Consider the following 23,764-nt stretch of genomic DNA (forward strand, 5'->3'; position numbering starts at 1 on the left):
AGGGAGAGGCTGAGCATGCAGGATCGTCCGACCATCGACGAACTTCTCGACGCGGTTCAGGGTTTTCTGCGCGATGACGTCGTGCCGCGTCTGGAAGGGCAGCCCCGGTTCCATGCCAGGGTCGCGGCGAACGCCATCGCCATCGTCCGTCGCGAGTTGCAGAATGATTGTGCGCTGTCCGGCCAGGAGACAGAACGGCTGGCCGCGATTCTCGATCGGCGTGGGTCGCGGGAGGCGCTGAACGCGGCGCTGGTGGACGAGATTCGCAGCGAGGGCATGGGCGACCCTGCGGCGGTGCTGGCGCATCTGCGTCAGACCGCACTGGAAAAGCTGTCCGTCGCGAATCCGCGATACGAGGCGGAGCGATGACCGGTTCGTTTCTTGCTTCTGTAGCAGCGGGTTTGCGGTAATGCGTCGAGGACAGTCTTGAAGAAGCTTGGTGTTGCCATCATTGCGGTTGCGGTCGTGCTGGGTCTGGCATTCGTCACCCTTGGCGACAGCGCGCCCGAACCGATCAGGGGCATGTGGCAGTCCGCATTCGGTGCGGGAGGGGCCGCCGTCCGTCCGAACCAGGGTTTTGCCGATTTCCGGAACGAGAGCGTGCGCATCGAGGACGGCTTCGCCTGCGCGCGGTTTGTCGAAAGGGCGGGCGATGAGTTCAGCGATCTCCGACGTCATTGCCTGATCGGCGAGCATCGCTCGGTGCGGGTGACGATCTACGAACCCGTCGGCTATGACGGGCTGACCAAGAAGGTCAAGCTGACCTGGCTGGACAATCAGCGCCCGAACGCGCGTGGCCGCAATGCGCCGCGCCATGCCGACCGTGAGGAGGCCCGCGCCGCCGCGCGCAAGCTGGCCCAGCTGTATCTGCCCGGACACGAAGACGAACTGATGGCCCTGTTCACGCGCCAGCAGAGCGGCGTGGTGAGCGAAGGTCCGTTCATCGCGGTGCTGAGCTTCAACGACCGTGGCGGCTACAAGCAGGCCGTGATCGAGGTGCGCGACGGCAACTTTCAGGCGCTTGCGGGATCCGAGGAGCGGCAGGGACGGCCCGGATACCAGAAATGCCTCTATATCCTGTCGAACATTCCGCAGCTTGATGGCTCGCAGATTCAGGGCGAACCGGTGCCCGAGCGGAACGATCTGTACGTCACCTATTTCCTCAATTCGGACAAGGGGGAGAAGTTCCTCTGCGAGATCCACAGCTCGGGCTACTATCGCATCCGGGTCAGCCAGAAGCAGGGGCAGTCCTTCGAGGTTCTGGCGCATGGCAACCTTGGCGGCAATTGACCTGAGCGGCGGGCTTACCTAGGTTCCGCCCGGTCCGGGGAACGCCGGACGCCCATCCTCTCTGAAACGGAAATCCGATGTCCGATCTTCGCGAAGCCGCTCTTGAATCGAATGCCTGGCCTTTCAAGGAGGCCCGCGAACTGGTCAAGCGCATGGAGAAATCGGGCAACGCCAAGGATCACGTGCTGTTCGAAACGGGCTACGGGCCCTCCGGCCTGCCGCACATCGGCACCTTCGGCGAGGTCGCGCGCACCACCATGGTGCGCCGCGCGTTCGAGACCATCGCGCCGGATGTGCCGACGAAGCTGATCGCGTTCTCCGACGACATGGACGGCCTGCGCAAGGTGCCCGGCAACATCCCGAACGGCGAGGCGATGGAAGCGCATCTGGGCAAGCCGCTGACGCAGGTGCCCGATCCTTTCGGCACGCATGAGAGCTTCGGCCATCACAACAATGCCCGGCTGCGGGCCTTCCTCGACCAGTTCGGCTTCGACTACGAGTTCCGCTCGGCGACCGACTGCTACAAGGCCGGCGAATTCGACGAGGTCCTCAAGCTGTTCCTGGTGCACTATGACGCCGTGCTGAACACGATCCTGCCGACACTGGGGCCAGAGCGCCGCGCCACCTACAGCCCGTTTCTGCCCATCTGCCCGGAGACCGGACAGGTATTGATGGTGCCCGTCATCGAGCGCGACGTGGACGCCGGCACGATCGTCTATCAGCGCGAGGACGGCCGAAAGGTCGAGACGCCGGTCACCGGCGGCGCGGTCAAGATGCAGTGGAAGGCCGACTGGGCCATGCGCTGGCGGGCGCTGGGCGTCGACTACGAGATGTCGGGCAAGGACCTGATCGACTCGGTGAAGCTGTCGACACAGATCTGCCGCATCCTGCGCGGGCAGCCGCCGCTCGGCTTCACCTATGAACTTTTTCTGGATCAGAACGGCGAGAAGATCTCGAAGACCAAGGGCAACGGGCTGTCGATCGAGGAATGGCTGACGTACGCCAGTCCCGAAAGCCTGTCGCTCTACATGTTTCAGCAGCCGAAACGCGCCAAGCGCCTGCATTTCGACGTGATCCCGAAGGCGGTGGACGAGTATCTGACGTTCAACGCGAAGTACCGTCAGGAAGACACCGCAAAACAGCTCGCCAACCCGGTCTGGCACATCCATGGCAGTGAACCGCCGGTGCTGGACAGCCCGGTGAGTTTTGGGATGCTGCTGAACTTGGCCAGTGTCTGCAACACCGAGGACAAGGCGGTGCTGTGGGGGTTCATCACGCGGTATGCGCCGGATGCGACGCCGGAGACCAACCCGATGCTGGATGAACTGGTGGGCTATGCGCTCGCCTACTACCGCGACTTCGTGAAGCCGCAGAAATCCTACCGCGTGCCCACTGATCAGGAGCGGGAGGCCATGCTCGACCTGGCGACGCGGCTGAGGGAAATCGATCCCGCGTCCAGCGCCGAGGATATCCAGAACCTGATCTACGAGGTCGGCAAGGCCCACGAATTCGAGAACCTGCGCGACTGGTTCAAGGCGCTCTACGAGGTGCTGTTCGGCCAGTCCCAGGGGCCGCGCTTCGGCAGCTTTGTGGCGCTCTACGGGATCGATGAGAGCGTCGAACTGATCGAGGTCGGCCTGTCCGGCAAATGGCACTGACCTGACGGGAAGCTAAAGTTCCTCGCTGACCTGCGCGTAGGCCAGGATGGCGAAGAGGCCGGTGCCGCCGACGATGTTGCCGATACCGGTGACCACGATCTGCAACGCCAGGTCCGTGATCGTCATCTCGCCGTGCAGCAGCACGGTGAACAGTTCGGTCGAACCGACGATGACGTGCGACGTGTCCGCAACCGCGATGACATAGGTGATCACGATGATCGTCCAGATCTCGAAGCCCTTGGAACTGGGCATCATCCACACCATTGCGGCGACCAGAAACCCGGCCGGGATGGCGGAGAAGAACGAGTGCGACAGCGATCGGTCGGCGAAATGCCGTGATATGTCGAGGACGGCGGCCATCTGTACGTCGCTGGCGACGGGGAAGATGACCGGCAGGGCGGCGGCGCAGAATGTCCCCACGAGGTTGCCGGCGAACACCACGGTCCAGAGGCGTGCCACGCAGTAGAAGGCGTCGAAGGTGCGCTCGCGCAAGGCCGGTAGCACCGGCGTGATCGTGTTCTCGGTGAAAAGCTGCAGCCGGCCCAGCATCACGATCAGGAACCCGACGCAATAGCCCAGCTTCTCGATCGCCGCGGCTCCGGCGACACCGTCAAGCGAAACCCGCAGCGCCCCCATGGCATAGAGTGAGATGCTGATCCCCAGCCCTGCGGCAACGGCCGAGCACCACAGCGACCATACCGGTCGATGCATCTCTTCCTGGCCGTCCTGCGCGATGACCTCATAGACCGTCGGCGCGCTGGGCCGGGCCATGTCGTCGGCTTCCAGCTCGCGCTCCTCGCGCTCGTGTTCCTTTTCAGGATCGTCGGGCGTCCGGGTGTGATTCTCAGACATGCGGCCCGCTCGGATGGCAGGTCATCCGCCGGAACCGAGACCGCCGCCGAGCAGGCTGTTGAACAGTTGCTCGAAGAAACCCAGTTTCGCGCCCTGCGTCGGTGTCTCGCGGCTGACGTAGGAAATGTCGCGCGCGTCATCCAGATTGTAGTTCTTCATTTCCTCGACCCGGCCCTGAGGGTCGAAGGTGATGGCGACCACCTGCTGATCGACGGTGCTTTCGTCCAGCTCGGTGTAGCGCTCCGATTTCTTGGAGATGTAGTACCAGATATCGGCGTGGCTCTTGAATGTCGCCACACTGGAGGGGCTGCCGAGAATATCCGAAACCTGTTGCTGGGTGGTCACGCCGGGCTGGATGCGGGCCAGGTCCTCGGGTTCCAGGTGATGCCCGCGCGTGATTTTCGTCGGCGTGCAGGCCTGGGCCGTCAAAACGCAGAGCAGGGAAATCAGAATGAGAACTGAACGGATCATGGTTTCCTGTCGCTGGTTCCGCGCGCCATTGACGGCACGCATCGGGAAGCATAGCTGTGTTCTTCGATTGCCCGTCGGGGCATCGCTTGTCAACTGGTAGGCATATCGTGGCTTTGCTGAGTCTGTTCAAATCCGATCCGCTGAAAGATGCGGCGTTCGCCATGTACGGAGTGGCCGCCACACAGGCGCGTTCGCCCGGATTCTATACCGATATGGCGGTGGCGGATGATTTTGACGGGCGGTTCGATCTGCTGGTCATCCATGTCCATTTGCTGATCCGTCGGCTGCGCGGCCTGTCGGGCGACAGCAAGAAGGCGCAGCAGCGGCTGTTCGACGTGTTCATGCGGGATCTGGACCAGGGCCTGCGCCTTCAGGGGGTCGGAGACATCGGCATCGGCCACAGGGTCAAGAAGATGACGCATGCCTATTACGGTCGTGCCGTCGCCTATGACGCGGCACTGGATGAAGGCGACGGGGATGCCCTGGCGGCCGCGATCCGCCGCAACCTCTATCGGGAAGGGCCTGTGTCCGAGCCGGTGCTTGAAGCGATGACAGCCTATGTGACCGCTCAGGACGTCCGCCTGGGTGAACTCGGCGAGGACGCCGTGCTGGCGGGCGATCTGGCGTTTCCGCCGCCGCCCGAAGGAGGCGTACATGAATGAAGGACGCGAGGATCCGGCTGTGTCGCACTGGCTTGATGTCAGCGCACTGAGCCCCAGGGGGACGCATTTCTCGCACGTCTTCGACGATGCGGCCCGCGCGGCGCTGCAACAGCGGCTGGATGTGATCTCGGTCGATCGGGTGAAGGCCGAGGGCCGGGTCTGGCCTGCCGAGGACGGGGTTTTCGTTGATTTCCAGCTGACCGGTCATGTCGTGCAATCCTGCGTGGTCACCCTCGAACCGGTGGGCTCGGATGTTGACGAGCGGGTCAGCTTGCATTACACGCCAGCATCCTCTGTGCCTGCCGAGCCAAACGTCGTCGATATCAATGACGAAGACGATCCGCCAGAACCGATGGTGGATGACCGGATTGATATTGGTGCCGCCATGGCGGAGCATCTGGCGCTGGGCCTGGATCCATGGCCCCGGCGACCGGATGCCGAACTGCCCGGAAGCGTGACAGCGGAGCCGCGTCAGAACCCGTTTGCGGTGCTGGCAAAGCTGAAGAAGAAATTGGAAGACGACGAAACCGAGGACAACGGTTCCGGCAACTGACCGGATAACCAGGGAACGAAGACAATGGCTGTACCCAAGAGCAAGATTTCCAGTTCGCGCCGTGGCATGCGACGTTCGCATGATAAGCTGTCGGCGGCGGCAACGAACGAGTGCCCGAACTGTGGCGAAATCAAGCGTCCGCATCATGTCTGTGCATCGTGCGGACACTACAAGGATCGCGAAGTGACCGAAGGCAGCGACGTAGCCTGAAGTCCACCGGTCCCGGGGGGCTGAGATGGAAACTTCGATGGTGATATCGCTGGATGCGATGGGAGGCGATCATGCGCCTCGCGTCGTGGTCGAAGCCCTACGTCCCGCCCGCCTGCAATATCCGGGTATCCGGTTCATCCTGTTCGGGGACAAGGACAGGATCGCGCGCCATCTCGATTCCGAGATGAAGAACTATGTCGAGGTCCGCCACACCGATGATGTCGTGGCGGCGGACGCGAAACCGTCGCAGGCGCTGCGCCGCGGCAAGAACACCAGCATGCGGCTGGCGATCGACGCCGTCCGGGACGGCGAGGCGCAGGGGGCCGTTTCCGGCGGCAATACCGGCGCGCTGATGGCCATGTCCCTGTTTTCCCTCAGACCTGTCAGTGGCATAGACCGGCCCGCGATCGCCGGTTTCATGCCGACCATGCGCGGCGAAAGCGTCATGCTGGACCTGGGTGCCAACGTGAACTGCGACGAAACCAACCTGACCCAGTTCGCGATCCTGGGGGCGGACTTCTGCCGGGCTGTCCTGGGGCGTTCGACGCCGACGGTCGGCCTGCTGAACATCGGCGAGGAAGAGCTGAAGGGGAACGAGGTCGTCCGCGCCGCCGCGGAGAAGCTGCGGGCGCTGGAGGGTGCGGATTTCCGCTATCACGGCTTCATCGAAGGCAATGACATCACCAAGGGCACCGTGGATGTGATCGTCACCGACGGTTTCAGCGGCAATGTCGCCCTGAAGAGCCACGAAGGTGCGGCACGCATGGTCGCCTACACGCTGCGGCAGGCGATGACGGCGACCTGGGCCGGAAGGGCGGGTGCCTGGATCGCGCGCGGGTCTTTCCGGCGTCTGAAGGACCGGCTTGACCCGAACGGATACAATGGCGGCGTGTTCCTGGGGCTGAACGGTGTCGTGGTCAAGAGCCACGGCAGCGCGAACACCACCGGCTTCGCGTCGGCACTCAGACTTGCCGCCGACATGGTTCAGGATGGTATGATCGACCGAATCACGAAAGACTTCCAGGACAAGGGCTTTGACGCCCAGGGCCTGAAACAGGTGGAGAGCGCATGATCCGATCCGTGATCACCGGTTGTGCCGGGCATTTGCCCGAGCGTGTCCTGACGAACGCGGAACTGGCGGATATGGTCGATACGTCCGACGAATGGATCACGGCCCGTACCGGCATAAAGCAGCGCCATATCGCGGCGGAGGGGGAAACGACCTCCGATCTGGCTGTCGGGGCCGCGCGGAAGGCGATGGACGCCGCCGGCGTCGATGCGTCCGATATCGATCTGATCATCGTCGCGACGGCGACGCCCGACCACACATTTCCGGCCACGGCAACGACCGTGCAGTCACGGCTGGGCGTCCGGAAAGGTGCCGCGTTCGACATTCAGGCGGTCTGCAGCGGCTTCATCTATGGCCTGGCCACAGCCGACAACTTCCTGAAGGCGGGACAGTTCAGGCGCGCGCTGCTGATCGGCGCGGAAACCTTCTCGCGGATTCTCGACTGGGACGACCGCACGACCTGCGTCCTGTTCGGCGACGGCGCGGGTGCCGTGGTGCTGGAAGGCCAGCAGGGTGCCGGGGGGAACGGGGACCGCGGTGTCCTGACCACGCACATCCATGCGGACGGACGGCACCATGATCTGCTGTACGTGGATGGCGGACCTTCCAAGACCCAGACCGTCGGTCACCTGCGCATGTCGGGCAAGGAAGTGTTCCGGCACGCCGTGACCAATCTGTCCGCTGTGATCCATGAGGCGCTGGATGCCACGGGCATGCAGCCCGGCGACATCGACTGGGTCGTGCCGCATCAGGCGAACAAGCGTATCCTGGACGGCACCGCCCGGAAGTTCGGCCTCGATGCCGCCAAGGTCGTCGTGACCGTCGATCAGCACGGCAATACCTCCGCCGCGTCGGTGCCTCTCGCGCTCAGCGCCGCTGTGGCGGACGGACGCATCCGTCGCGGGGACGTGCTGCTGCTGGAAGCGATGGGCGGCGGTTTCACCTGGGGATCGGCTCTGGTCCGCTGGTAGGCAAGTTGCCACGGCAATCAAGAATCCCGACGGATTTGTGACGCAACCCTTTGACTCTGCCGACCGTTTCGCGCGTAATGTGTTTTGGTCACGTCCGCATGAGCAAGCGACGTGAGGGAGGGTGCGATGGAAGGCTCCACGGTAACGCGGGCGCAGCTTGCCGAAGCGATCTATCAACAGGTTGGTCTGTCGCGGAACGAATCCGCGGAACTGGTGGAATCCATTCTGGCCGAGATTTCTGATTGTCTTGCCGCCGGGGAAACCGTGAAGCTGTCCTCGTTCGGCAGCTTTCAGGTGCGCCAGAAGGGCGGTCGTGTCGGTCGTAACCCGAAGACCGGCGAGGAAGTGCCCATCGAGCCGCGCCGCGTCCTGGTGTTTCGCGCCAGCCATGTGCTGAAGGACGCCATCAACGAAGGCATGCTGGGCCGCCCCGCGCGCGGCTGAAGCCCGAACCTGACAGGACACCGCATTCTTGGCCAAGTCACCCAACGCGTTCCGCACCATCAGCGAAGTTGCCGAAGAACTGGACGTGCAGCAGCACGTGCTGCGATTCTGGGAGACCAAGTTTCCGCAGATCAAGCCGCTGAAACGCGGCGGCGGCCGACGCTACTACCGGCCCGAAGACGTCGATTTCCTGAAGCATATCCAGAAGCTGCTGTACGAAGACAAATACACCATCAAGGGCGTGCAGCAGCTGTTCAAGGAACAGGGCACGTCGAAGGCCGTTGCCAAACCGGTCGAGGAACTGTCAGCGCTCCGTCTGCGCGCGATCGACGAACTGCGGACCGAACTGGAAGGCCTGAAGGCCGGTCTGCTGGCGCTTGCGAGCCGCTCGAATGACGGTCAGTCCAGTTCAGCCTGAGGCCTGCCGCGCGACTCCCGCGGCCCCGAAAACGGTTGCATGCCATGGCGATTGAAACGCGACCTGTTTGCGACTATGGTCCGCCGCGTCGGAGCGTAGCGCAGCCTGGTAGCGCACCATACTGGGGGTGTGGGGGTCGTGGGTTCGAATCCCGCCGCTCCGACCATTTTTCCTGAAATATCAATCATTTGTATCCGTGCCCTTTTTGGGTGGTGCCGGTTCCATCCTCGATCACCGCTTGATGCCACTGATGTCCGCTTCGACTGCCGCGCCTCGCAGGCATGTCTGAGCTTCTCGTCGTATTTTTTGCCAGGCCCCCCGCCCAAGGCGGGGGTGACCCGCTGTGGCGAGAGGAAGTCTTGTGTGCATCCGCCGAAGTCGGTGTCTCAAGAAGGATCACCGCCGCAACCCGATCTCCCAGACCGTCCTGCCATCCTCCCGCGTCACCGCCACATCCATCAGGTCGCGGCAGGAATGTACCGCACCGACCCAGATCTCGTTCCAGCAGGCGAGCAGCACGTCGGCTTCCGCGTCGGGCAGGTCGCGCGCGATGCGGTGGCCGGTCTGTGTGACGCGTGCCGAGGTGCCGTCGGCGGCGACCTCGACATCGGCCTCGTCGCCCATGCCGCGGAACATCTTCGCCAGAAAGTCTGCGGCCTCGCCCGGTCCGGCATCCCTGTTGCCGACGGCGGCGGCCATGCGTGGGAACTGCTGCAGTCCGGTCAGGCGCGCGGCGAGCGAGGCCCGTTCGACAGCCCGTTCCCGGCCCAGCACGGCGGTCAGTTCGCGGATGCCGTTGCGGATGTATTCACAGGCGTAGTTGCGTTCGGCCTTGGCCAGCCTGACGGGGTTCCAGTCGGTGGCGGGCGGTGCCGGCTGTGCGTCCGGATCGAACGGCGGCGGCAGTTCGTCGGGGCGGAACTGCAGGCGTTCGTCCTCGGTCAGATCGTGATCGTATTCCCTGAAATAGCCGCAGAAACCGAACTGTGCGGTCATGTCCTCGGACACGCAGACGAACCCCAGTCGCGGGTTCTTCAGGCTGACCCCGTTCTGGGCGTACCAGCCGCGCAGGAACCCCCGGCTGGCCTCCACCGGCACGCCGCAGATGGCGGCACCGTCATACATCCAGCGCGGATAACGGAACCGGACCCAGGCCTTCCGGTCGGATTCCTCCATATACTCGACACCGACGCCGCCGATCCCGTTCGACAGCACGTGGTATCTGGCACACGCCACCGCGTCCGGCTGACCCTCCAGCCCCAGCTTGCGGAAGCTGGAGAGGAATTTCGCCTCGTGCTGGCTGCGGAACAGGCAGAACATCCATTCGCCGATGACCTCCGGTCCCTCGCGTGACGCGACCATCAGTTCGAGGCCCAGCAGATACTGGTGATGCAGGTCGGCCTGCGCGGCGGCGGCGTCCAGAAATGCCTGATCCTCACGTGCACTCATCTGGGAACTACCTCCTGTTGCGTCCCGCTCCGGTATTGGGAAGGATAACGGCAGATTATGTCGAAGGGGAGACAAGCATGTTCGGAGAGACGAAGCGCGGCCACTGCCTGTGCGGCGCGGTGAAGTTCGAGATCACTGTCTCGACGCCGCATTTCCACGCCTGCCATTGCGGCATGTGCCGCCGCTGGGCCGGCGGGCCGTGGATGGCGGTGCAGTGCGAAGGCGCACCGACCTATACCGCGGGCGCGGATGCCGTCGGCTGGTACCAGGGATCGAAATGGGCCGAGCGCGGGTTCTGCACAAAATGCGGTTCCAGCCTGTTCTTCCGGATGGCGAGCGATCCGGATCTGCTGACGGCTGTCGCGGTCGAGGCCTTCGACGACGCGTCCGAAATGGAACTGCACCAGCATATCTACATCGACGCGAAGCCCGACCGCTATGACTTCGCCGACAGCGTGCCCCGCCTGACGGGCGAGCAGTTCATGGCGCAGATCAGCGGCAAGTAGACGGACGTCCCCGATAAGGCGTCTCTTTTCCGACAGGCGGTGTCCGATTTGGGATAGTCAGCCGGTGCGGGGTTGGCGCACTCTGGGCGGAGAAATCTCTGGCGGAGCGGCCCCATGCGCTATTCGGCGCTGCAGATCCTGAAACAGACGCTGACCGGCAACAGGAACTGGAAGCCGGTATGGCGTCACCCGGACCCGAAGCCGTCCTATGACGTCATCATCATCGGCGCGGGCGGGCACGGGCTGGCGACGGCCTACTATCTGGCCAAGGAACATGGCGTCACGAACGTTGCCGTGATCGAGAAGGGCTGGCTCGGGTCGGGCAACATCGGCCGCAACACGACGATCATCCGCTCCAACTACCTGCTGCCCGGTAACGAACCCTTCTACGAATGGTCGATGAAGCTCTGGGAGGGGCTGGAGCAGGACTTCAACTACAATGCGATGGTCAGTCAGCGCGGGATCGTGAACCTGTATCACTCGGACGCCCAGCGGGACGCCTACGCGCGGCGTGGCAATGCCATGCTGATGGCGGGGGCGGATGCGGTGCTGCTGGACCGGGATGCGTTGCGCGAGATGCTGCCGTTCCTGGATCATGAGAACGGCCGCTTTCCGATCATGGGCGGACTGTATCAGCCGCGCGCCGGGACGGCCCGCCACGACGCGGTGGCCTGGGGCTATGCCCGCGGTGCCGACAGCCGGGGCGTGGATATCATCCAGAACTGCGAGGTGACCGGCCTGCTGATCGAGAACGGCGTCTGTACCGGCGTGGAGACCAGCCGGGGCACCATCCGGGCGAACAAGGTGGCCGCGTGCGTCGCCGGATCGTCCAGCCGGGTGATGGCCATGGCGGGCCTGCGGCTGCCCATCGAAAGCCACGTGCTGCAGGCCTTCGTGTCCGAGGGTTTGAAGCCCATCGTGCCGGGCGTGATCACCTATGGTGCCGGGCATTTCTACATTTCGCAGTCCGACAAGGGCGGGCTTGTCTTCGGCGGCGACATCGACGGCTACAACACCTATGCCCAGCGCGGCAACCTGCCGACGGTGGAGCATGTCTGCGAAGGCGGCATGACCATGATGCCGGCCATCGGGCGGGCGCGGATGCTGCGCATGTGGGGCGGGGTCATGGACATGTCGATGGACGGCTCCCCCATCATCGACAGGACTCCGGTCGAGGGCCTCTATTTCAACGGTGGCTGGTGCTATGGCGGGTTCAAGGCGACGCCCGCCAGCGGCTGGTGCTACGCGCATCTGCTTGCCACAGGGCGACCGCATGCGGTGGCCGAAAAGATGCGGCTGGACCGCTTCCGCACCGGCCATCTGATCGACGAGACCGGGCGCGGCGCACAGCCGAACCTGCATTGAGGGAGTGGTAAGTGAATCCGGCTCGGAAACACCAGCCCGCTCCGGGACTTGATCCCGGAGCCCAGCACTGGATCGATGCCGTACTGGGTTGCGGGATCAAGTCCCGCAACGGGTATGTGTTTGGGATGAGCTTGTCGAGGCAGCAATCATGATCATCGATCATCCTCTTCTTGGCCCGCGCGATGCCTCGGAGTTCACCTACCTCGGGGATGCGTCGTTGATCCATCGCCCCGAGCACGGTGCCGAGGACGCGCAGGCCCGCTTTCATGCCTATGTCTATCTGCGCGACAACCCGGCGGGCGCGCACCGCGAGCTCTGGTTCCATGAGCAGGGCGACCGGTCGTGGCTGGTGGTCACGCGCAACACCCTGACGCACGAGATCCTGAACGTCGAACTGGCCCGCGATGTCGCGAAGGCGCGGGGGCGGTGATTTCCCTCTGCCGCGAATATCTCTCCTTCGGGTCATCCCCGCCCTGCGCGGGGATCCGGGCAGGCGGTGAAGCGCTTTCGTCCGGTGAGCAAGCGGTCGCGGGCGCTCAGGCCGACCGGATCCCCGCGCGAGGCGGGATTGACCCTGTGTGCCCGGGGCCGCGCTCGTTCGCATTCCGGGATACCGGGGTCAGGCCATGACCCAGCCGTTTCGCATCGATGGCGGCCTGATCGACCGCAGCCGGGCACTGTCGTTCAGCTTCAACGGCAACCGGCTGACCGGTCATCCTGGCGACACGGTGGCGTCGGCCCTGCTGGCCAATGGCGTGCGGCTGGTGGGACGGTCGTTCAAGTATCATCGCCCGCGAGGCATCTTCTCCGCCGGATCGGAAGAGCCGAACGCGCTGCTGACCCTGCACAGCGGCGCGCGTACCGAGCCGAACACGCGGGCGACCGTGGCGGAACTGTTCGACGGGCTGGAAGCGCGCAGCCAGAACCATCGCGGGTCGCTGAAGTACGATCTGCTGTCGGTGAACGACCTGGTCGCCCCGTTCCTCTCGGCGGGTTTCTATTACAAGACCTTCATGTGGCCGAAGAGCTTCTGGGAGAAGGTCTACGAGCCGGCCATCCGCAGTGCTGCCGGGCTGGGTGCCCTTTCCGGCGAGGCGGACCCGGACACCTATGACAAGGGGTACCTGCACTGCGATCTGCTGGTCATCGGTGGCGGGCCTGCCGGGCTGATGGCTGCGCTGGCGGCGGGGCGCAAGAGGCAGAGAGTCATTCTGGCCGACGAGGATTTCCGATTCGGCGGCCGTCTGAACGCCGAGACGCTGGAGGTCGACGGGATGGCGGGCAGCGACTGGGCCGCCCGGACCGAGGCGGAACTGGCCAGCATGCCGAACGTGCGCCTGCTCGGCCGGACGACGGTCTACGGCGTCTACGACCATGGCATCCATGGGGCGCTGCAGCGCATGACCGACCATCTGCCGGACGACGGGGGCCAGCCGCGTCAGGTGCTCTGGCGCATCACGGCGCAACGGTCCGTGCTGGCAGCGGGCGCGACCGAGCGGTCCATCGCCTTCGGCAAGAACGACCGGCCCGGCATCATGCTGGCCGGGGCCGTGCGCACCTACGTGAACCGTTTTGGCGTCGCGCCCGGCAGACGGGTGGCGATCTTCACCAACAATGACGACGGCTGGCGCACGGCAAACGACCTGTCGGCAAAGGGTATCGGGATCGCCGCCGTGATCGACAGCCGTGAAGGCAGGCCGCTGGCCGGACCGAAGGACGCGGTGATCGTCATGGGCGGTCGCATCGTCGAAACCCGGGGCTGGCGTGAACTGAACGCCATCGTTCTGGGCAACGGGCAGGTCATCAAGACCGATTGCCTGGCGGTCTCGGGCGGCTGGAACCCCAACGTGCATCTGACCTGCCATCATCGCGGCAAACCGGTCTGGGACGACGGGATCGCCGCCTTCGTGCCGGGCACCGATCTGCCGCCGGGCATGACCGTCGCCGGCGCGGCAAACGGCGCGCTCGGTCTGGCGGCGGCCCTGCGTGAAGGCGCGGCGGCGGGCGGTGGCGCGGAGGTGCCGGAAGCCGAAGACGAGCGCATGTCGATCTCTGCCTTCTGGCATGTCGCCGACAGCAAGGGCCGCGCATGGCTGGACCTGCAGAACGATGTGACGGTCAAGGACGTGAAACAGGCCCACCTTGAAGGCTTCCGTTCGGTCGAGCACGTGAAACGCTATACCACGCTGGGCATGGCCACCGATCAGGGGCGCACGGCGAACGTCGGCGGTCTGGCCGTTCTCGCGGAAGCCTCCGGCAAGAGCATCGCCGAGACCGGCACGACGATCTTTCGTCCCCCCTATACGCCGGTGCCGATTGCCGCGATGGCCGGTCGGGCGCGGGGCAGACATTTCCAGCCGGTCCGCAGGACACCCAGTCACAGATGGGCCGAGGAGCAGGGCGCTGTCTTCGTGGAGGCCGGGCTCTGGCTTCGGGCGCAATGGTTTCCGCAGCCCGGCGAAACCCATTGGCGGCAGAGTGTCGATCGCGAGGTGACGCAGACCCGCCGATCGGTGGGCGTCTGCGACGTGACAACGCTGGGCAAGATCGAGATCCAGGGCCGGGACGCGACGGACTTCATCAACCGCATCTATGCGAATCCCTTCGCCAGGCTGCCGGTCGGCAAGGTGCGCTATGGCCTGATGTTGCGCGAGGACGGCTTCGTCTACGACGATGGCACGACCGCCCGGCTGGCCGAGCATCACTATGTGATGACGACAACCACAGCCAACGCGGTGCTGGTCCATCGCAATCTGGAATTCTACCGCCAGTGCATCTGGCCCGATCTGGACGTCCATCTGATTTCGGCGACCGAGCAGTGGGCGCAGTTTTCGGTCGCGGGCCCCAACGCGCGGAGGCTGCTGCGGAAGATCGTGGATGAGCAACACGACATCTCGGACGATGCCTTTCCGTTCATGGCCTGCGGCGAGGTTTCGGTCTGCGGCGGCACGCCGGCGCGTCTGTTCCGAATCTCCTTCTCCGGTGAACTGGCCTATGAAATCGCGGTGCCGACCCGTTATGGCGACTCCCTGATCCGCCGTCTGATGGAGGCCGGTGCGGCGTTCGACGTCGTGCCCTACGGCATCGAAGCGCTCGGCGTGATGCGTGTCGAGAAAGGCCATCCAGCGGGCAACGAACTGAACGGGCAGACGACGGCGCGTCATCTGGGCATGGACGGCATGGTGTCCCGCCGGAAGGACGCGGTCGGCAACGTGCTGTGCGACCGCGCGGCGCTGACGGCGGAGGATGATCTTCGGATGATGGGCTTCCGGCCCGTGGATCGCGCGCGGGAACTGAAGGCCGGCGCGCATTTCGTCGGCAAGGGGATCGAGCCGGTCATGGCCAATGACGAAGGCTGGATGAGTTCGGTCGCCTTTTCGCCGGAACTCGGTCACTCCATCGGCCTCGGCTTCATCCGCAACGGCGCGGCGCGCGAAGGCGAGATCGTCATGGCCATCGACCCGCTGCGGAAGGCGGACATGGAGGTGGAGATCGTCTCTCCGCACTTCATCGATCCCGAAGGGGAGCGGATGCGTGGCTGATCGGGGGCTCATGGCGACAACACCGCTTGGCGGATACTCGACAACCATCGGCGGTATATCCATCACCGAACCGACGGGTCTGTCGCTGGTCGCGATTGCACCGTCTCAGGGTGAGGAAGCCGCGCTGGCCCAATGTCTGGGGGACGGTTTCGGTCTGGACTGGCCGGAAACCGGTCAATCCACTGTCGATGGCGACACGCGTCTGCTGGGTATGGCGCGCGATCAGGCGTTCATGCTGTTCGATCACGACGGACCGGATGCCGTTGCCGCAGTTCGGGCGAAGCTGGGACAGGCCGGCTGGCTGACCGATCAGTCGGACGGCTGGGCCATTTTGCGCATCGCCGGCGCACGATCGCGCGATGCGCTGGAACGTATCTGTCTGCTGGACCTGCATCCGGAAGTCTTCACCGTCGGCAGCGCGACCCGGACGGTGATGGAACATCTTTCGGTTATCATCGTGCGCGAAGAGGCGGATACATTCCTGCTGATGTCGCCCACATCATCTGCGGAGTCGTTCCTTGACGCTGTGGAAACGTCGGTGAGGAACATATTGCCAGTGGCGTGACGGGCGCATAGACCCGAGAGCGAACCTCAGTGGCGGAGAATGTCCCGTGAATGTCGGTGTCGAACGCAAGGGCGTCTGGAAATCCGGGAAGGGCAAGGGCCGCCGCACGCCGAAAGGCCGCCAGCTTGACGAGGCGGCGCTGGAAGAAGTGCAGGCGCTGCTGGGCGACCGTCCGCGCCGCCGCGATCTGCTGATCGAGCATCTGCATCTGATCCAGGACCGCTACGGGCATCTGTCGGCGGCACATCTGCGTGCCCTTGGTGAAGAGATGCGCCTGTCCATGGCCGAAGTGCATGAGGTCGCGACCTTCTACGCGCATTTCGATGTCGTGAAGGAGGGTGAGACCCCGCCGCCGCCGCTGACCATTCGCGTCTGTGACAGCCTGTCGTGCGAACTGGCGGGTGCGCAGGATCTGCTGAAGCAGCTTGCCGGCGGCATGAATCCCGATGACGTCCGCGTTCTGCGCGCGCCCTGCATGGGGCGTTGCGATACCGCGCCGACGCTGGAGATCGGCCACAATCACATCGACCATGCGACCGCCGGCAAGGTCGAGGCCGCCATCGACGCGGACGATACCCATGCGCATGTGCCCGACTACGAGACTTTTGCGGCCTATTCGGCGGCGGGCGGATATACGCGGCTGGTGGAACTTCGCAACGGACCGGAGACGCCGGATCAGGTGCAGGAGACGGTGCTGTCGTCCGGTCTGCGCGGGCTGGGCGGAGCGGGCTTTCCGTCGGGCAGGAAATGGTCCTTCGTGCGCGGCTACGAAGGGCCGCGCTACCTGGCGGTGAATGGCGACGAAGGCGAGCCGGGCACCTTCAAGGACCGCTACTATCTGGAACGCACGCCGCATCTGTTTCTGGAAGGTATGCTGATCGCTGCCTGGGCGGTCGAGGCCGCGCAGGTATTCATCTACATGCGTGACGAATATCCGGCGGTGCTGGCGATTCTGGGCCGGGAGATCATGGCGCTGGAAGAAGCCGGGATCGTCGCGCCCGGTTATATCGATCTGCGCCGCGGGGCAGGGGCCTATATCTGCGGCGAGGAAAGCGCGATGATCGAGAGCATCGAGGGCAAACGAGGCCTGCCCCGGCACCGTCCGCCCTATGTCGCCGAGGTCGGCGTCTTCGGACGTCCGACGCTGGTTCACAATGTGGAAACGCTGCACTGGATCGCGCGTATCGTGCGCGAAGGACCGGAGGTGCTGTCGTCGGTCGAGAAGAACGGGCGGAAGGGGCTGCGGTCCTATTCGGTCTCGGGGCGGGTGAAGGAACCGGGCGTGAAACTGTTGCCCGCCGGATCGACGATTCTGGATATCATCGAAGCGTCCGGCGGCATGCTGGATGGCCACACCTTCAAGGCCTATCAGCCGGGCGGTCCGTCCTCGGGACTTCTGCCCGCTTCCATCGATGACGTGCCGCTCGATTTCGACACGTTGCAGCCGCATGGCAGCTTCATCGGGTCGGCGGCGGTGGTCGTGCTGTCGGACAAGGACAGTGCGAAGGCGGCGGCGCTGAACATGCTGCGCTTTTTCGAGGACGAGAGTTGCGGCCAGTGCACACCCTGCCGCGTCGGCTGCGAGAAGGCCGTGAAGCTGATGGAACAGGACCGCTGGGACACCGGCCTGCTGGAAGACCTTTGCCAGGTGATGGAAGACGCCTCCATCTGCGGTCTGGGACAGGCCGCGCCGAACCCGATCCGACTCACCGCGAAACACTTCCCGGAGGAGATCTGAGCATGGCCGAGAGGATCGCTTTCGAACTGGACGGGCGTACGGTCACTGCTGATGCCGACGAGAGCATCTGGGACGTGGCGAAGCGCGAGGGCATCCTGATCCCGCATCTCTGCCACGCGGATCAGCCGGGCTACCGCGCGGATGGCAACTGCCGTGCCTGCATGGTGGAGATCGACGGCGAGCGCACGCTGGCCGCTTCCTGCATCCGTACCCCGTCCGAGGGTATGGTGGTCAACACGGCTTCTGACCGGGCCGAGAGCGCGCGCAAGGGCGTCATCGAGCTGCTGATGGCGGACCAGCCGGAACGCGCCGACGCGCACGACCGGTCGTCCCACTTCTGGTCCATGGCCGACATGCAGCATGTCTCTGACAGCCGGTATCCAGCCCTGGAACAGGATCGTGTCCCCTTGCTGGACGACAGCCACGTCGCCATGCGGGTCAACCTGGACGCCTGTATCCACTGCAACCTGTGTGTCCGGGCCTGCCGCGAGGTTCAGGTGAACGACGTGATCGGCATGTCCTTCCGGGGGCATGGATCCGAGATTACCTTCGATTTCCACGATCCGATGGGCAACAGCACCTGCGTCGCCTGCGGTGAATGCGTGCAGGCCTGTCCGACGGGTGCGCTGATGCCCGCGACGGCTCTGGATGCCGGGGAGCGGGGTGACAGTGCCGACTATGACCGCGAAGTGAAGTCGGTCTGCCCCTATTGCGGCGTCGGCTGCCAGCTCAGCTTCAAGATCAGGGATGACAGGATCGCCTGGGTCGACGGCGTCGATGGTCCGGCGAACGAGCAGCGTCTTTGCGTGAAGGGTCGTTTCGGCTTCGATTATGTCGATCACCCGCACCGTCTGACCACGCCGCTGATCCGCCGCGACGACGCACCGCCCAAGGGGCTGAACGTCGATCCGAACGACCTCTCCACGCACTTCCGCCCGGCGACATGGGAAGAGGCCCTCGACAAGGCCGCCGGCGGCATGCGGCAGTTGCAGCAGGAGACTGACGGGCGGGCGATTGCCGGGTTCGGTTCGGCCAAATGTTCCAACGAGGAAGCCTACCTGTTCCAGAAGCTGATCCGGCAGGGCTTCGGGCACAACAATGTCGATCACTGCACGCGGCTGTGCCATGCCTCGTCCGTTGCCGCGCTGATGGAGAACGTCGGCTCCGGTGCCGTGACCGCAACCTTCAACGAGATCGAGAACGCGGACTGCGCCATCGTCATCGGCGCCAATCCGGTCGAGAACCATCCCGTCGCCGCGACCTACTTCAAGCAGTTCGCCAAGCGCGGCGGCAAGTTGATCGTCATGGACCCGCGCGGTGTCGGCCTGGGCCGTCACGCCACGCACATGCTGCGGTTCCGGCCAGGTACGGACGTGTCGATGCTGAACGCGATCATGCATGTGATCGTCGAGGAGGAACTCTACGACCAACAGTACATCCAGGCCTTCACCGAGAACTGGGACGCGCAGAAGGCGCACCTGAAGGATTTCAGCCCGGAGAAGATGGCACCGGTGTGCGGCGTCGATGCCGAGGTGCTGCGTGACGTGGCGCGGACCTTCGCCAGCGCCAGGGCGGGCATGATCTTCTGGGGCATGGGCATCAGCCAGCACATTCACGGCACGGACAACTCGCGCTGCCTGATCTCGCTGGCGCTGATGTGCGGCCATATCGGACGACCGGGCGCGGGCCTGCATCCCCTGCGCGGGCAGAACAATGTGCAGGGGGCCTCTGACGCCGGTCTGATCCCGATGTTCCTGCCCGACTATCAGCCCGTGGGCGATGACGGCGTGCGGTCGATGTTCGCCGACATCTGGCAGTCGGCGGAATTCTCACGCGAGAAGGGCCTGACGGTGGTCGAGATCATGGACGCCGTGCATGCGGGCGACATCCGCGGCATGTACATCATGGGCGAGAACCCGGCCATGTCCGATCCTGACGTCGAGCACGCCCGCGATGCGCTGGCGAAGCTGAAGCATCTGGTGGTGCAGGACATCTTCCTGACCGAGACGGCGAACTATGCCGACGTGATCCTGCCCGCGACCGCGTGGGCGGAAAAGGCCGGGACCGTGACCAACACCAACCGCCAGGTGCAGATGGGCCGGCCCGCCGTCGCGCCGCCGGGTGACGCGAAGCCGGACTGGTGGATCACCATCGAGATCGCCAAGCGGCTGGGGCTGGACTGGACCTACACCCACCCGAAAGAGGTCTTCGCCGAGATGAAACGGTCGATGAAATCGTTCGACAACATCACCTGGGACCGGCTGGAAGCGCAGTCCGCGGTCACCTACCCGTCGCTGTCGCCCGAAGACCCGGGGCAGCCGATCGTGTTCGGTGACGGGTTCCCGCGCCCGGATCGTCGGGCCAGGTTCACGCCCGCCAGCATCGTCGCACCGGACGAAGTGCCCGACGCCGAATATCCGATGGTGCTGATCACCGGGCGGCAGCTTGAGCACTGGCACACCGGGTCGATGACGCGCCGCGCGACCGTTCTGGACGGGCTGGAGCCGGAGGCGACCTGTTCCATGAACCCGAAGACCCTGAAGGATCTGGACCTCTGGCCGGGTGACATGGTGCGTCTGTCGACGCGTCGCGGCTCGGTCGAAGTGATGGTGCGCGCGGACCGTGCGGTGTCCGAAGACAATATCTTCATGCCTTTCGCCTTCGTCGAGGCCGCGGCCAACGTGTTGACCAATCCGGCGCTGGATCCGTATGGCAAGATCCCCGAATTCAAGTTTTCCGCCGTCCGCGTCGAGAAAGCGTCAAGCCCTGTCGCGGCTGAGTAAGCCCGGAACATCACAGACACATTAACTGCGCGCCACAGGCGGCGGAGATTGAGGGAACACGATCATCATGGCCCACAAGAGCGATATCGAGATTGCCCGCGAGGCGAACAAGAAGCCCATTCAGGAAGTCGGCGCGAAGCTGGACATTCCGTCGGAGGCCCTGCTGCCCTACGGCCATGACAAGGCCAAGATCAGTCAGGAATTCATCGAGGCCAATCGCAGCAAACAGGACGGCAAGCTGATCCTGGTCACTGCCGTCAATCCGACCCCGGCGGGCGAGGGCAAGACCACGACGACGGTCGGCCTGGGCGACGGGCTGAACGCCATCGGCAAGCGCGCGGCGATCTGTATCCGCGAGGCTTCGCTGGGTCCGTGCTTCGGCATGAAGGGCGGCGCGGCGGGCGGCGGCTACGCGCAGGTCATCCCGATGGAGGACATCAACCTTCATTTCACCGGCGATTTCCACGCCATCACCTCGGCGCACAATCTGCTGTCGGCGATGATCGACAACCACATTCACTGGGGCAACGATCTGGGCATCGATGCCCGGCGCGTGGCCTGGCGGCGGGTGCTGGACATGAACGACCGCGCCCTGCGCGATGTGGTGCACAGTCTCGGCGGCATCGGCAACGGCTATCCGCGCCAGTCGGGATTCGACATCACCGTGGCATCGGAAGTCATGGCGATCCTGTGCCTGGCGACCAGCCTGGAAGACCTGCAGAAGCGCCTGGGCGACATCATCGTCGCCTATACCCGGGACCGGAAGCCGATCTATTGCCGGGACCTGAAAGCGGACGGCGCGATGACCGTGCTGCTGAAAGACGCGATGCAGCCCAATCTGGTGCAGACGCTGGAAAACAATCCGGCCTTCGTCCATGGCGGCCCGTTCGCCAACATCGCGCACGGTTGCAATTCCGTCGCTGCGACCACGGCTGCGCTTAAGATCGCAGACTATGTCGTGACCGAAGCCGGGTTCGGTGCGGACCTGGGTGCCGAGAAGTTCATGAATATCAAGTGCCGCAAGGCGGGGCTGGCACCGGACGCCGTGGTCATCGTGGCGACGGTGCGCGCGATGAAGATGAATGGCGGTGTCGCCAAGGACGATCTGAACGCTGAGAACGTGGCAGCCGTCGAGAAGGGCTGCGCGAACCTGGGCCGCCACATCGAGAACGTGAAGAGCTTCGGCGTTCCGGCCGTCGTCGCGATCAACCACTTCGTCAACGATACCGATGCCGAGATCGCGGCTGTGAAGGCTTATGTCGAGGCGCAAGGATCCGAAGCCATCGTCTGTCGGCACTGGGCGGAAGGCTCTGCGGGCATCACCGATCTGGCGCACCGCGTCGTGGAGATCGCCGACAGCGGCGTGTCGCAGTTCAGCCCGCTCTACCCCGACGAGATGCCGCTGTTCGAAAAGATCGAGACTGTCGCGAAACGCATCTATCGCGCCGACGAGGTCATCGCGGAAAAGAAGATCCTCAATCAGCTGAAGAAGTGGGAAGCCGACGGCTACGGTCACCTGCCGGTCTGCATGGCGAAGACCCAGTACAGCTTCACGACCGACCCGAACCGCCGCGGCGCGCCGGTCGGCCATTCGCTGCCGATCCGCGAAGTGCGGCTGTCGGCGGGCGCGGGCTTCATCGTGGTGGTGTGCGGCGAGATCATGACCATGCCCGGCCTGCCGAAGGTCCCGGCCGCCGAGCAGATCATGCTCAATGACGCCGGAGAGATCGACGGCCTGTTCTGAGTACCTGTTCGCCTCGGGCTCGTTGCATGGATGCCGGCGTTCCAAAGGCAATCTGAGGCCGTTGAACCTCTCATGCGGGTCATGCCCGCCGCGCGCGGGCATCCGGCGAACCGATGAACTTGCGGCGAAGCCGCCCCGGACCCCCGCACGGAGGCGGGGGTGACCCGTCGGGGAGATGTCGGCTCAGTCAATTACTGGATTGATCGGTATTCGGTGCACCTGTGAGTGCATGGAAGCGCCGATCAGAACACCGGTGCCGTCTCCGCGACGTCCTTGTCTTGCATCATGGCGTCGAACCACACCGCCAGTCCTTCGCGGCCGCCGCGCCAGTTGTCGTCCGCGCCGCGCCAGTCGGCATAGCCCAGGGCCGCGACGGCGGAGAATGTCGCGAGGTTCATGTCCGCAGGCTTGCCGGAGAGCCGCTCGTTCAGCGCATCGTAGCAGCGCATGATGCGGTCGGTTTCCTTCCCGACGATGGCGACGGACGGGGGGCAGTCCGTCTTCTGGCGCTCCATGTTGCGAACGTAGAGCGCATCCGTCAGCACCTGACCCAGGCCCTCCAGTTCCAGCAGCCGCTCGTCGAAACTCATCAACCTGCCGCCGGATTTCTCGCAGAGGTAGCCGGTGATGATCAGCGTCTCGGTCAGGTACACGCCGCTGTCGGTCAGCAGACCGGGGACCTTCGCACCCGGACCGTACTGTTTCAGCACCTCGCCGCCACCCTCCCGCATGCTGCCGAGACCGACTTCCTCGACCGGCAGCCCGGAGAACCGGGCCGCCAGCCGCGCCCGCCGGGCGTAGGGCGAGTTCTGCGTGTAGAAGAGCTTCATCGGTGGTCCTAGAACACTGGCGCGGTTTCAGCGACGTCGCTGTCCTGCATCATGGCGTCGTACCATGCGGCAAGCCCGTCGCGGCCCTTGCGCCATTCATCATCCGCACCGCGCCAGTCGGCATAGCCCAGTGCCGAGATGGCAGCGATGGTCGCCAGGTTGATCTCTGCGGGCTTGCCCGAAAGGCGCGCATCCAACGCGTCGTAGCAGCGCGCGATCCGGTCGGTCTCGGTCTTGAGTACGGTGGGCGAGGGCACGCCGTCCTCGGCCAGCCGTTCCTTGCTGCGCTTGTAGGTGGCGTCCATCAGAACCGATGCGATGCCTTCGATCTCCAGCAGCTTCGGTGTGTAGTCCATCAGGTCGTTTGCACTCTGGGCGTCGATATAGCGGGTGATGATCAGCGTCTCGCACAGGCAGGTGCCGTCATCCAGCAACAGGCCGGGAATCTTGGCACTGGGACCCGCAGCCTCCAGAACCTTGCGCGCCTCCGGATCCTTCGACACGTCCAGTTCCTGAATGTCGAGGCCGGACTTGCGGGCGGTGAGCCGCGCGCGGCGGGCATAGGGTGAGTTCTGGGCGTGCAGCAGTTTCATGTGGCGATCCCTCATATTGCATTGCAGGCTTGCGTCGGTGCGACGGCCTGC

General features: G+C 64.5%; 22 protein-coding genes, 1 tRNA gene and 1 pseudogene. 19 read left to right on the forward strand and 5 right to left on the reverse strand.

The window, feature by feature from the left end; genetic code table 11:
- Positions 1–15: 15 nt before the first annotated feature.
- From ACN0X7_RS01655 to ACN0X7_RS01665, 3 genes are all read left to right on the forward strand, one after another.
- Positions 16–369: a DUF6285 domain-containing protein gene (locus ACN0X7_RS01655; RefSeq protein ID WP_417513423.1), complete on the forward strand. Its 354-nt coding sequence runs from the start codon at positions 16–18 to the stop codon at positions 367–369.
- A 57-nt stretch (positions 370–426) separates the two neighbouring features.
- A complete protein-coding gene (locus ACN0X7_RS01660; RefSeq protein ID WP_417513425.1) occupies positions 427–1,290 on the forward strand; it encodes a hypothetical protein in 864 nt (287 codons plus the stop codon).
- 77 nt (positions 1,291–1,367) lie between these two features.
- Positions 1,368–2,948: a lysine--tRNA ligase gene (locus ACN0X7_RS01665; RefSeq protein ID WP_417513427.1), complete on the forward strand. Its 1,581-nt coding sequence runs from the start codon at positions 1,368–1,370 to the stop codon at positions 2,946–2,948.
- 12 nt (positions 2,949–2,960) lie between these two features.
- Here ACN0X7_RS01665 and ACN0X7_RS01670 read toward each other — a convergent pair whose 3' ends face one another.
- Together ACN0X7_RS01670 and ACN0X7_RS01675 are read right to left on the reverse strand one after the other, a co-directional pair.
- Complete coding sequence (locus ACN0X7_RS01670) at positions 2,961–3,800, reverse strand: formate/nitrite transporter family protein (RefSeq protein WP_417513429.1); 840 nt, start codon at positions 3,798–3,800, stop codon at positions 2,961–2,963.
- Positions 3,801–3,821: 21 nt separating this feature from the next.
- Positions 3,822–4,271: an outer membrane protein assembly factor BamE gene (locus ACN0X7_RS01675; RefSeq protein ID WP_417513431.1), complete on the reverse strand. Its 450-nt coding sequence runs from the start codon at positions 4,269–4,271 to the stop codon at positions 3,822–3,824.
- A gap of 107 nt (positions 4,272–4,378) precedes the next feature.
- Here ACN0X7_RS01675 and ACN0X7_RS01680 point away from each other — a divergent pair, with 107 nt between their 5' ends.
- The 8 genes and pseudogenes from ACN0X7_RS01680 to ACN0X7_RS01715 all read left to right on the forward strand — a co-directional run bounded on the left by ACN0X7_RS01680 (position 4,379) and on the right by ACN0X7_RS01715 (position 8,764).
- Entirely contained in the window at positions 4,379–4,933 is a 555-nt protein-coding gene (locus tag ACN0X7_RS01680) for a ubiquinol-cytochrome C chaperone family protein (RefSeq protein ID WP_417513433.1), read from the forward strand.
- A complete protein-coding gene (locus ACN0X7_RS01685; protein WP_417513435.1) occupies positions 4,926–5,486 on the forward strand; it encodes a YceD family protein in 561 nt (186 codons plus the stop codon). The genes ACN0X7_RS01680 and ACN0X7_RS01685 overlap by 8 nt, the downstream gene beginning before the upstream one ends.
- Before the next feature lie 24 nt (positions 5,487–5,510).
- Positions 5,511–5,696 (forward strand): 50S ribosomal protein L32, encoded by a 186-nt coding sequence (rpmF, locus tag ACN0X7_RS01690; protein WP_417513437.1) that lies wholly within the window; start codon positions 5,511–5,513, stop codon positions 5,694–5,696.
- Between the two features lie 25 nt (positions 5,697–5,721).
- Positions 5,722–6,768 (forward strand): phosphate acyltransferase PlsX, encoded by a 1,047-nt coding sequence (gene plsX / locus ACN0X7_RS01695; protein WP_417513439.1) that lies wholly within the window; start codon positions 5,722–5,724, stop codon positions 6,766–6,768.
- Positions 6,765–7,736: a beta-ketoacyl-ACP synthase III gene (locus ACN0X7_RS01700; RefSeq protein WP_417513441.1), complete on the forward strand. Its 972-nt coding sequence runs from the start codon at positions 6,765–6,767 to the stop codon at positions 7,734–7,736. The genes plsX and ACN0X7_RS01700 overlap by 4 nt, the downstream gene beginning before the upstream one ends.
- Before the next feature lie 126 nt (positions 7,737–7,862).
- The gene (locus ACN0X7_RS01705) at positions 7,863–8,180 is read left to right on the forward strand and encodes an integration host factor subunit alpha (protein WP_417513443.1); all 318 of its coding nucleotides are present in this window, start codon (positions 7,863–7,865) and stop codon (positions 8,178–8,180) included.
- A 28-nt stretch (positions 8,181–8,208) separates the two neighbouring features.
- A pseudogene (locus ACN0X7_RS01710) lies at positions 8,209–8,505 on the forward strand (MerR family transcriptional regulator); the annotation flags it as partial.
- A gap of 182 nt (positions 8,506–8,687) precedes the next feature.
- Positions 8,688–8,764 (forward strand) — tRNA-Pro (locus tag ACN0X7_RS01715).
- A gap of 230 nt (positions 8,765–8,994) precedes the next feature.
- Here the strand turns inward: ACN0X7_RS01715 and ACN0X7_RS01720 are convergent.
- Entirely contained in the window at positions 8,995–10,047 is a 1,053-nt protein-coding gene (locus tag ACN0X7_RS01720) for a hypothetical protein (protein ID WP_417513445.1), read from the reverse strand.
- Between the two features lie 77 nt (positions 10,048–10,124).
- On the opposite strand from ACN0X7_RS01720, the gene ACN0X7_RS01725 reads away from it, so the two are divergent.
- From ACN0X7_RS01725 to ACN0X7_RS01760, 8 genes are all read left to right on the forward strand, one after another.
- Positions 10,125–10,553 carry a GFA family protein gene (locus ACN0X7_RS01725; protein ID WP_417513447.1) on the forward strand — a complete coding sequence of 143 codons (429 nt, stop codon included), beginning with the start codon at positions 10,125–10,127 and terminating at the stop codon, positions 10,551–10,553.
- A gap of 114 nt (positions 10,554–10,667) precedes the next feature.
- Positions 10,668–11,918 (forward strand): sarcosine oxidase subunit beta family protein, encoded by a 1,251-nt coding sequence (locus ACN0X7_RS01730; protein ID WP_417513449.1) that lies wholly within the window; start codon positions 10,668–10,670, stop codon positions 11,916–11,918.
- A 148-nt stretch (positions 11,919–12,066) separates the two neighbouring features.
- On the forward strand, positions 12,067–12,348 hold the full coding sequence (locus ACN0X7_RS01735) for a sarcosine oxidase subunit delta (protein ID WP_417513451.1): 282 nt from the start codon (positions 12,067–12,069) through the stop codon (positions 12,346–12,348).
- Between the two features lie 196 nt (positions 12,349–12,544).
- Positions 12,545–15,460 carry a sarcosine oxidase subunit alpha family protein gene (locus ACN0X7_RS01740; RefSeq protein WP_417513453.1) on the forward strand — a complete coding sequence of 972 codons (2,916 nt, stop codon included), beginning with the start codon at positions 12,545–12,547 and terminating at the stop codon, positions 15,458–15,460.
- Entirely contained in the window at positions 15,453–16,025 is a 573-nt protein-coding gene (locus ACN0X7_RS01745) for a sarcosine oxidase subunit gamma (RefSeq protein ID WP_417513455.1), read from the forward strand. The genes ACN0X7_RS01740 and ACN0X7_RS01745 overlap by 8 nt, the downstream gene beginning before the upstream one ends.
- A 46-nt stretch (positions 16,026–16,071) precedes the next feature.
- On the forward strand, positions 16,072–17,763 hold the full coding sequence (locus ACN0X7_RS01750; protein ID WP_417513457.1) for an NAD(P)H-dependent oxidoreductase subunit E: 1,692 nt from the start codon (positions 16,072–16,074) through the stop codon (positions 17,761–17,763).
- 2 nt (positions 17,764–17,765) lie between these two features.
- A complete protein-coding gene (gene fdhF, locus ACN0X7_RS01755) occupies positions 17,766–20,546 on the forward strand; it encodes a formate dehydrogenase subunit alpha (protein ID WP_417513459.1) in 2,781 nt (926 codons plus the stop codon).
- Between the two features lie 67 nt (positions 20,547–20,613).
- Complete coding sequence (locus ACN0X7_RS01760) at positions 20,614–22,290, forward strand: formate--tetrahydrofolate ligase (RefSeq protein WP_417513461.1); 1,677 nt, start codon at positions 20,614–20,616, stop codon at positions 22,288–22,290.
- Between the two features lie 242 nt (positions 22,291–22,532).
- Here the strand turns inward: ACN0X7_RS01760 and ACN0X7_RS01765 are convergent, their stop codons facing one another.
- Positions 22,533–23,120 (reverse strand): glutathione S-transferase family protein, encoded by a 588-nt coding sequence (locus tag ACN0X7_RS01765; protein WP_417513463.1) that lies wholly within the window; start codon positions 23,118–23,120, stop codon positions 22,533–22,535.
- Positions 23,121–23,128: 8 nt separating this feature from the next.
- A complete protein-coding gene (locus tag ACN0X7_RS01770; protein ID WP_417513465.1) occupies positions 23,129–23,713 on the reverse strand; it encodes a glutathione S-transferase family protein in 585 nt (194 codons plus the stop codon).
- Positions 23,714–23,764 lie beyond the last annotated feature (51 nt).

The sequence above is a fragment of the Minwuia sp. genome, from assembly GCF_048263705.1.
In the GTDB taxonomy this organism is placed as follows: domain Bacteria; phylum Pseudomonadota; class Alphaproteobacteria; order Minwuiales; family Minwuiaceae; genus Minwuia.

Excerpts from the sequence above, each read along its gene's own strand:
- ACN0X7_RS01655 (WP_417513423.1), top strand. The coding sequence starts at position 16 with ATGCAGGATCGTCCGACCATCGACGAACTTCTCGACGCGGTTCAGGGT.
- ACN0X7_RS01665 (WP_417513427.1), top strand. The coding sequence starts at position 1,368 with ATGTCCGATCTTCGCGAAGCCGCTCTTGAATCGAATGCCTGGCCTTTC.
- ACN0X7_RS01670 (WP_417513429.1), bottom strand. The coding sequence starts at position 3,800 with ATGTCTGAGAATCACACCCGGACGCCCGACGATCCTGAAAAGGAACAC.
- ACN0X7_RS01675 (WP_417513431.1), bottom strand. The coding sequence starts at position 4,271 with ATGATCCGTTCAGTTCTCATTCTGATTTCCCTGCTCTGCGTTTTGACG.
- ACN0X7_RS01685 (WP_417513435.1), top strand. The coding sequence starts at position 4,926 with ATGAATGAAGGACGCGAGGATCCGGCTGTGTCGCACTGGCTTGATGTC.
- rpmF (WP_417513437.1), top strand. The coding sequence starts at position 5,511 with ATGGCTGTACCCAAGAGCAAGATTTCCAGTTCGCGCCGTGGCATGCGA.
- plsX (WP_417513439.1), top strand. The coding sequence starts at position 5,722 with ATGGAAACTTCGATGGTGATATCGCTGGATGCGATGGGAGGCGATCAT.
- ACN0X7_RS01700 (WP_417513441.1), top strand. The coding sequence starts at position 6,765 with ATGATCCGATCCGTGATCACCGGTTGTGCCGGGCATTTGCCCGAGCGT.
- ACN0X7_RS01705 (WP_417513443.1), top strand. The coding sequence starts at position 7,863 with ATGGAAGGCTCCACGGTAACGCGGGCGCAGCTTGCCGAAGCGATCTAT.
- ACN0X7_RS01720 (WP_417513445.1), bottom strand. The coding sequence starts at position 10,047 with ATGAGTGCACGTGAGGATCAGGCATTTCTGGACGCCGCCGCCGCGCAG.
- ACN0X7_RS01725 (WP_417513447.1), top strand. The coding sequence starts at position 10,125 with ATGTTCGGAGAGACGAAGCGCGGCCACTGCCTGTGCGGCGCGGTGAAG.
- ACN0X7_RS01730 (WP_417513449.1), top strand. The coding sequence starts at position 10,668 with ATGCGCTATTCGGCGCTGCAGATCCTGAAACAGACGCTGACCGGCAAC.
- ACN0X7_RS01735 (WP_417513451.1), top strand. The coding sequence starts at position 12,067 with ATGATCATCGATCATCCTCTTCTTGGCCCGCGCGATGCCTCGGAGTTC.
- ACN0X7_RS01740 (WP_417513453.1), top strand. The coding sequence starts at position 12,545 with ATGACCCAGCCGTTTCGCATCGATGGCGGCCTGATCGACCGCAGCCGG.
- fdhF (WP_417513459.1), top strand. The coding sequence starts at position 17,766 with ATGGCCGAGAGGATCGCTTTCGAACTGGACGGGCGTACGGTCACTGCT.
- ACN0X7_RS01760 (WP_417513461.1), top strand. The coding sequence starts at position 20,614 with ATGGCCCACAAGAGCGATATCGAGATTGCCCGCGAGGCGAACAAGAAG.
- ACN0X7_RS01765 (WP_417513463.1), bottom strand. The coding sequence starts at position 23,120 with ATGAAGCTCTTCTACACGCAGAACTCGCCCTACGCCCGGCGGGCGCGG.
- ACN0X7_RS01770 (WP_417513465.1), bottom strand. The coding sequence starts at position 23,713 with ATGAAACTGCTGCACGCCCAGAACTCACCCTATGCCCGCCGCGCGCGG.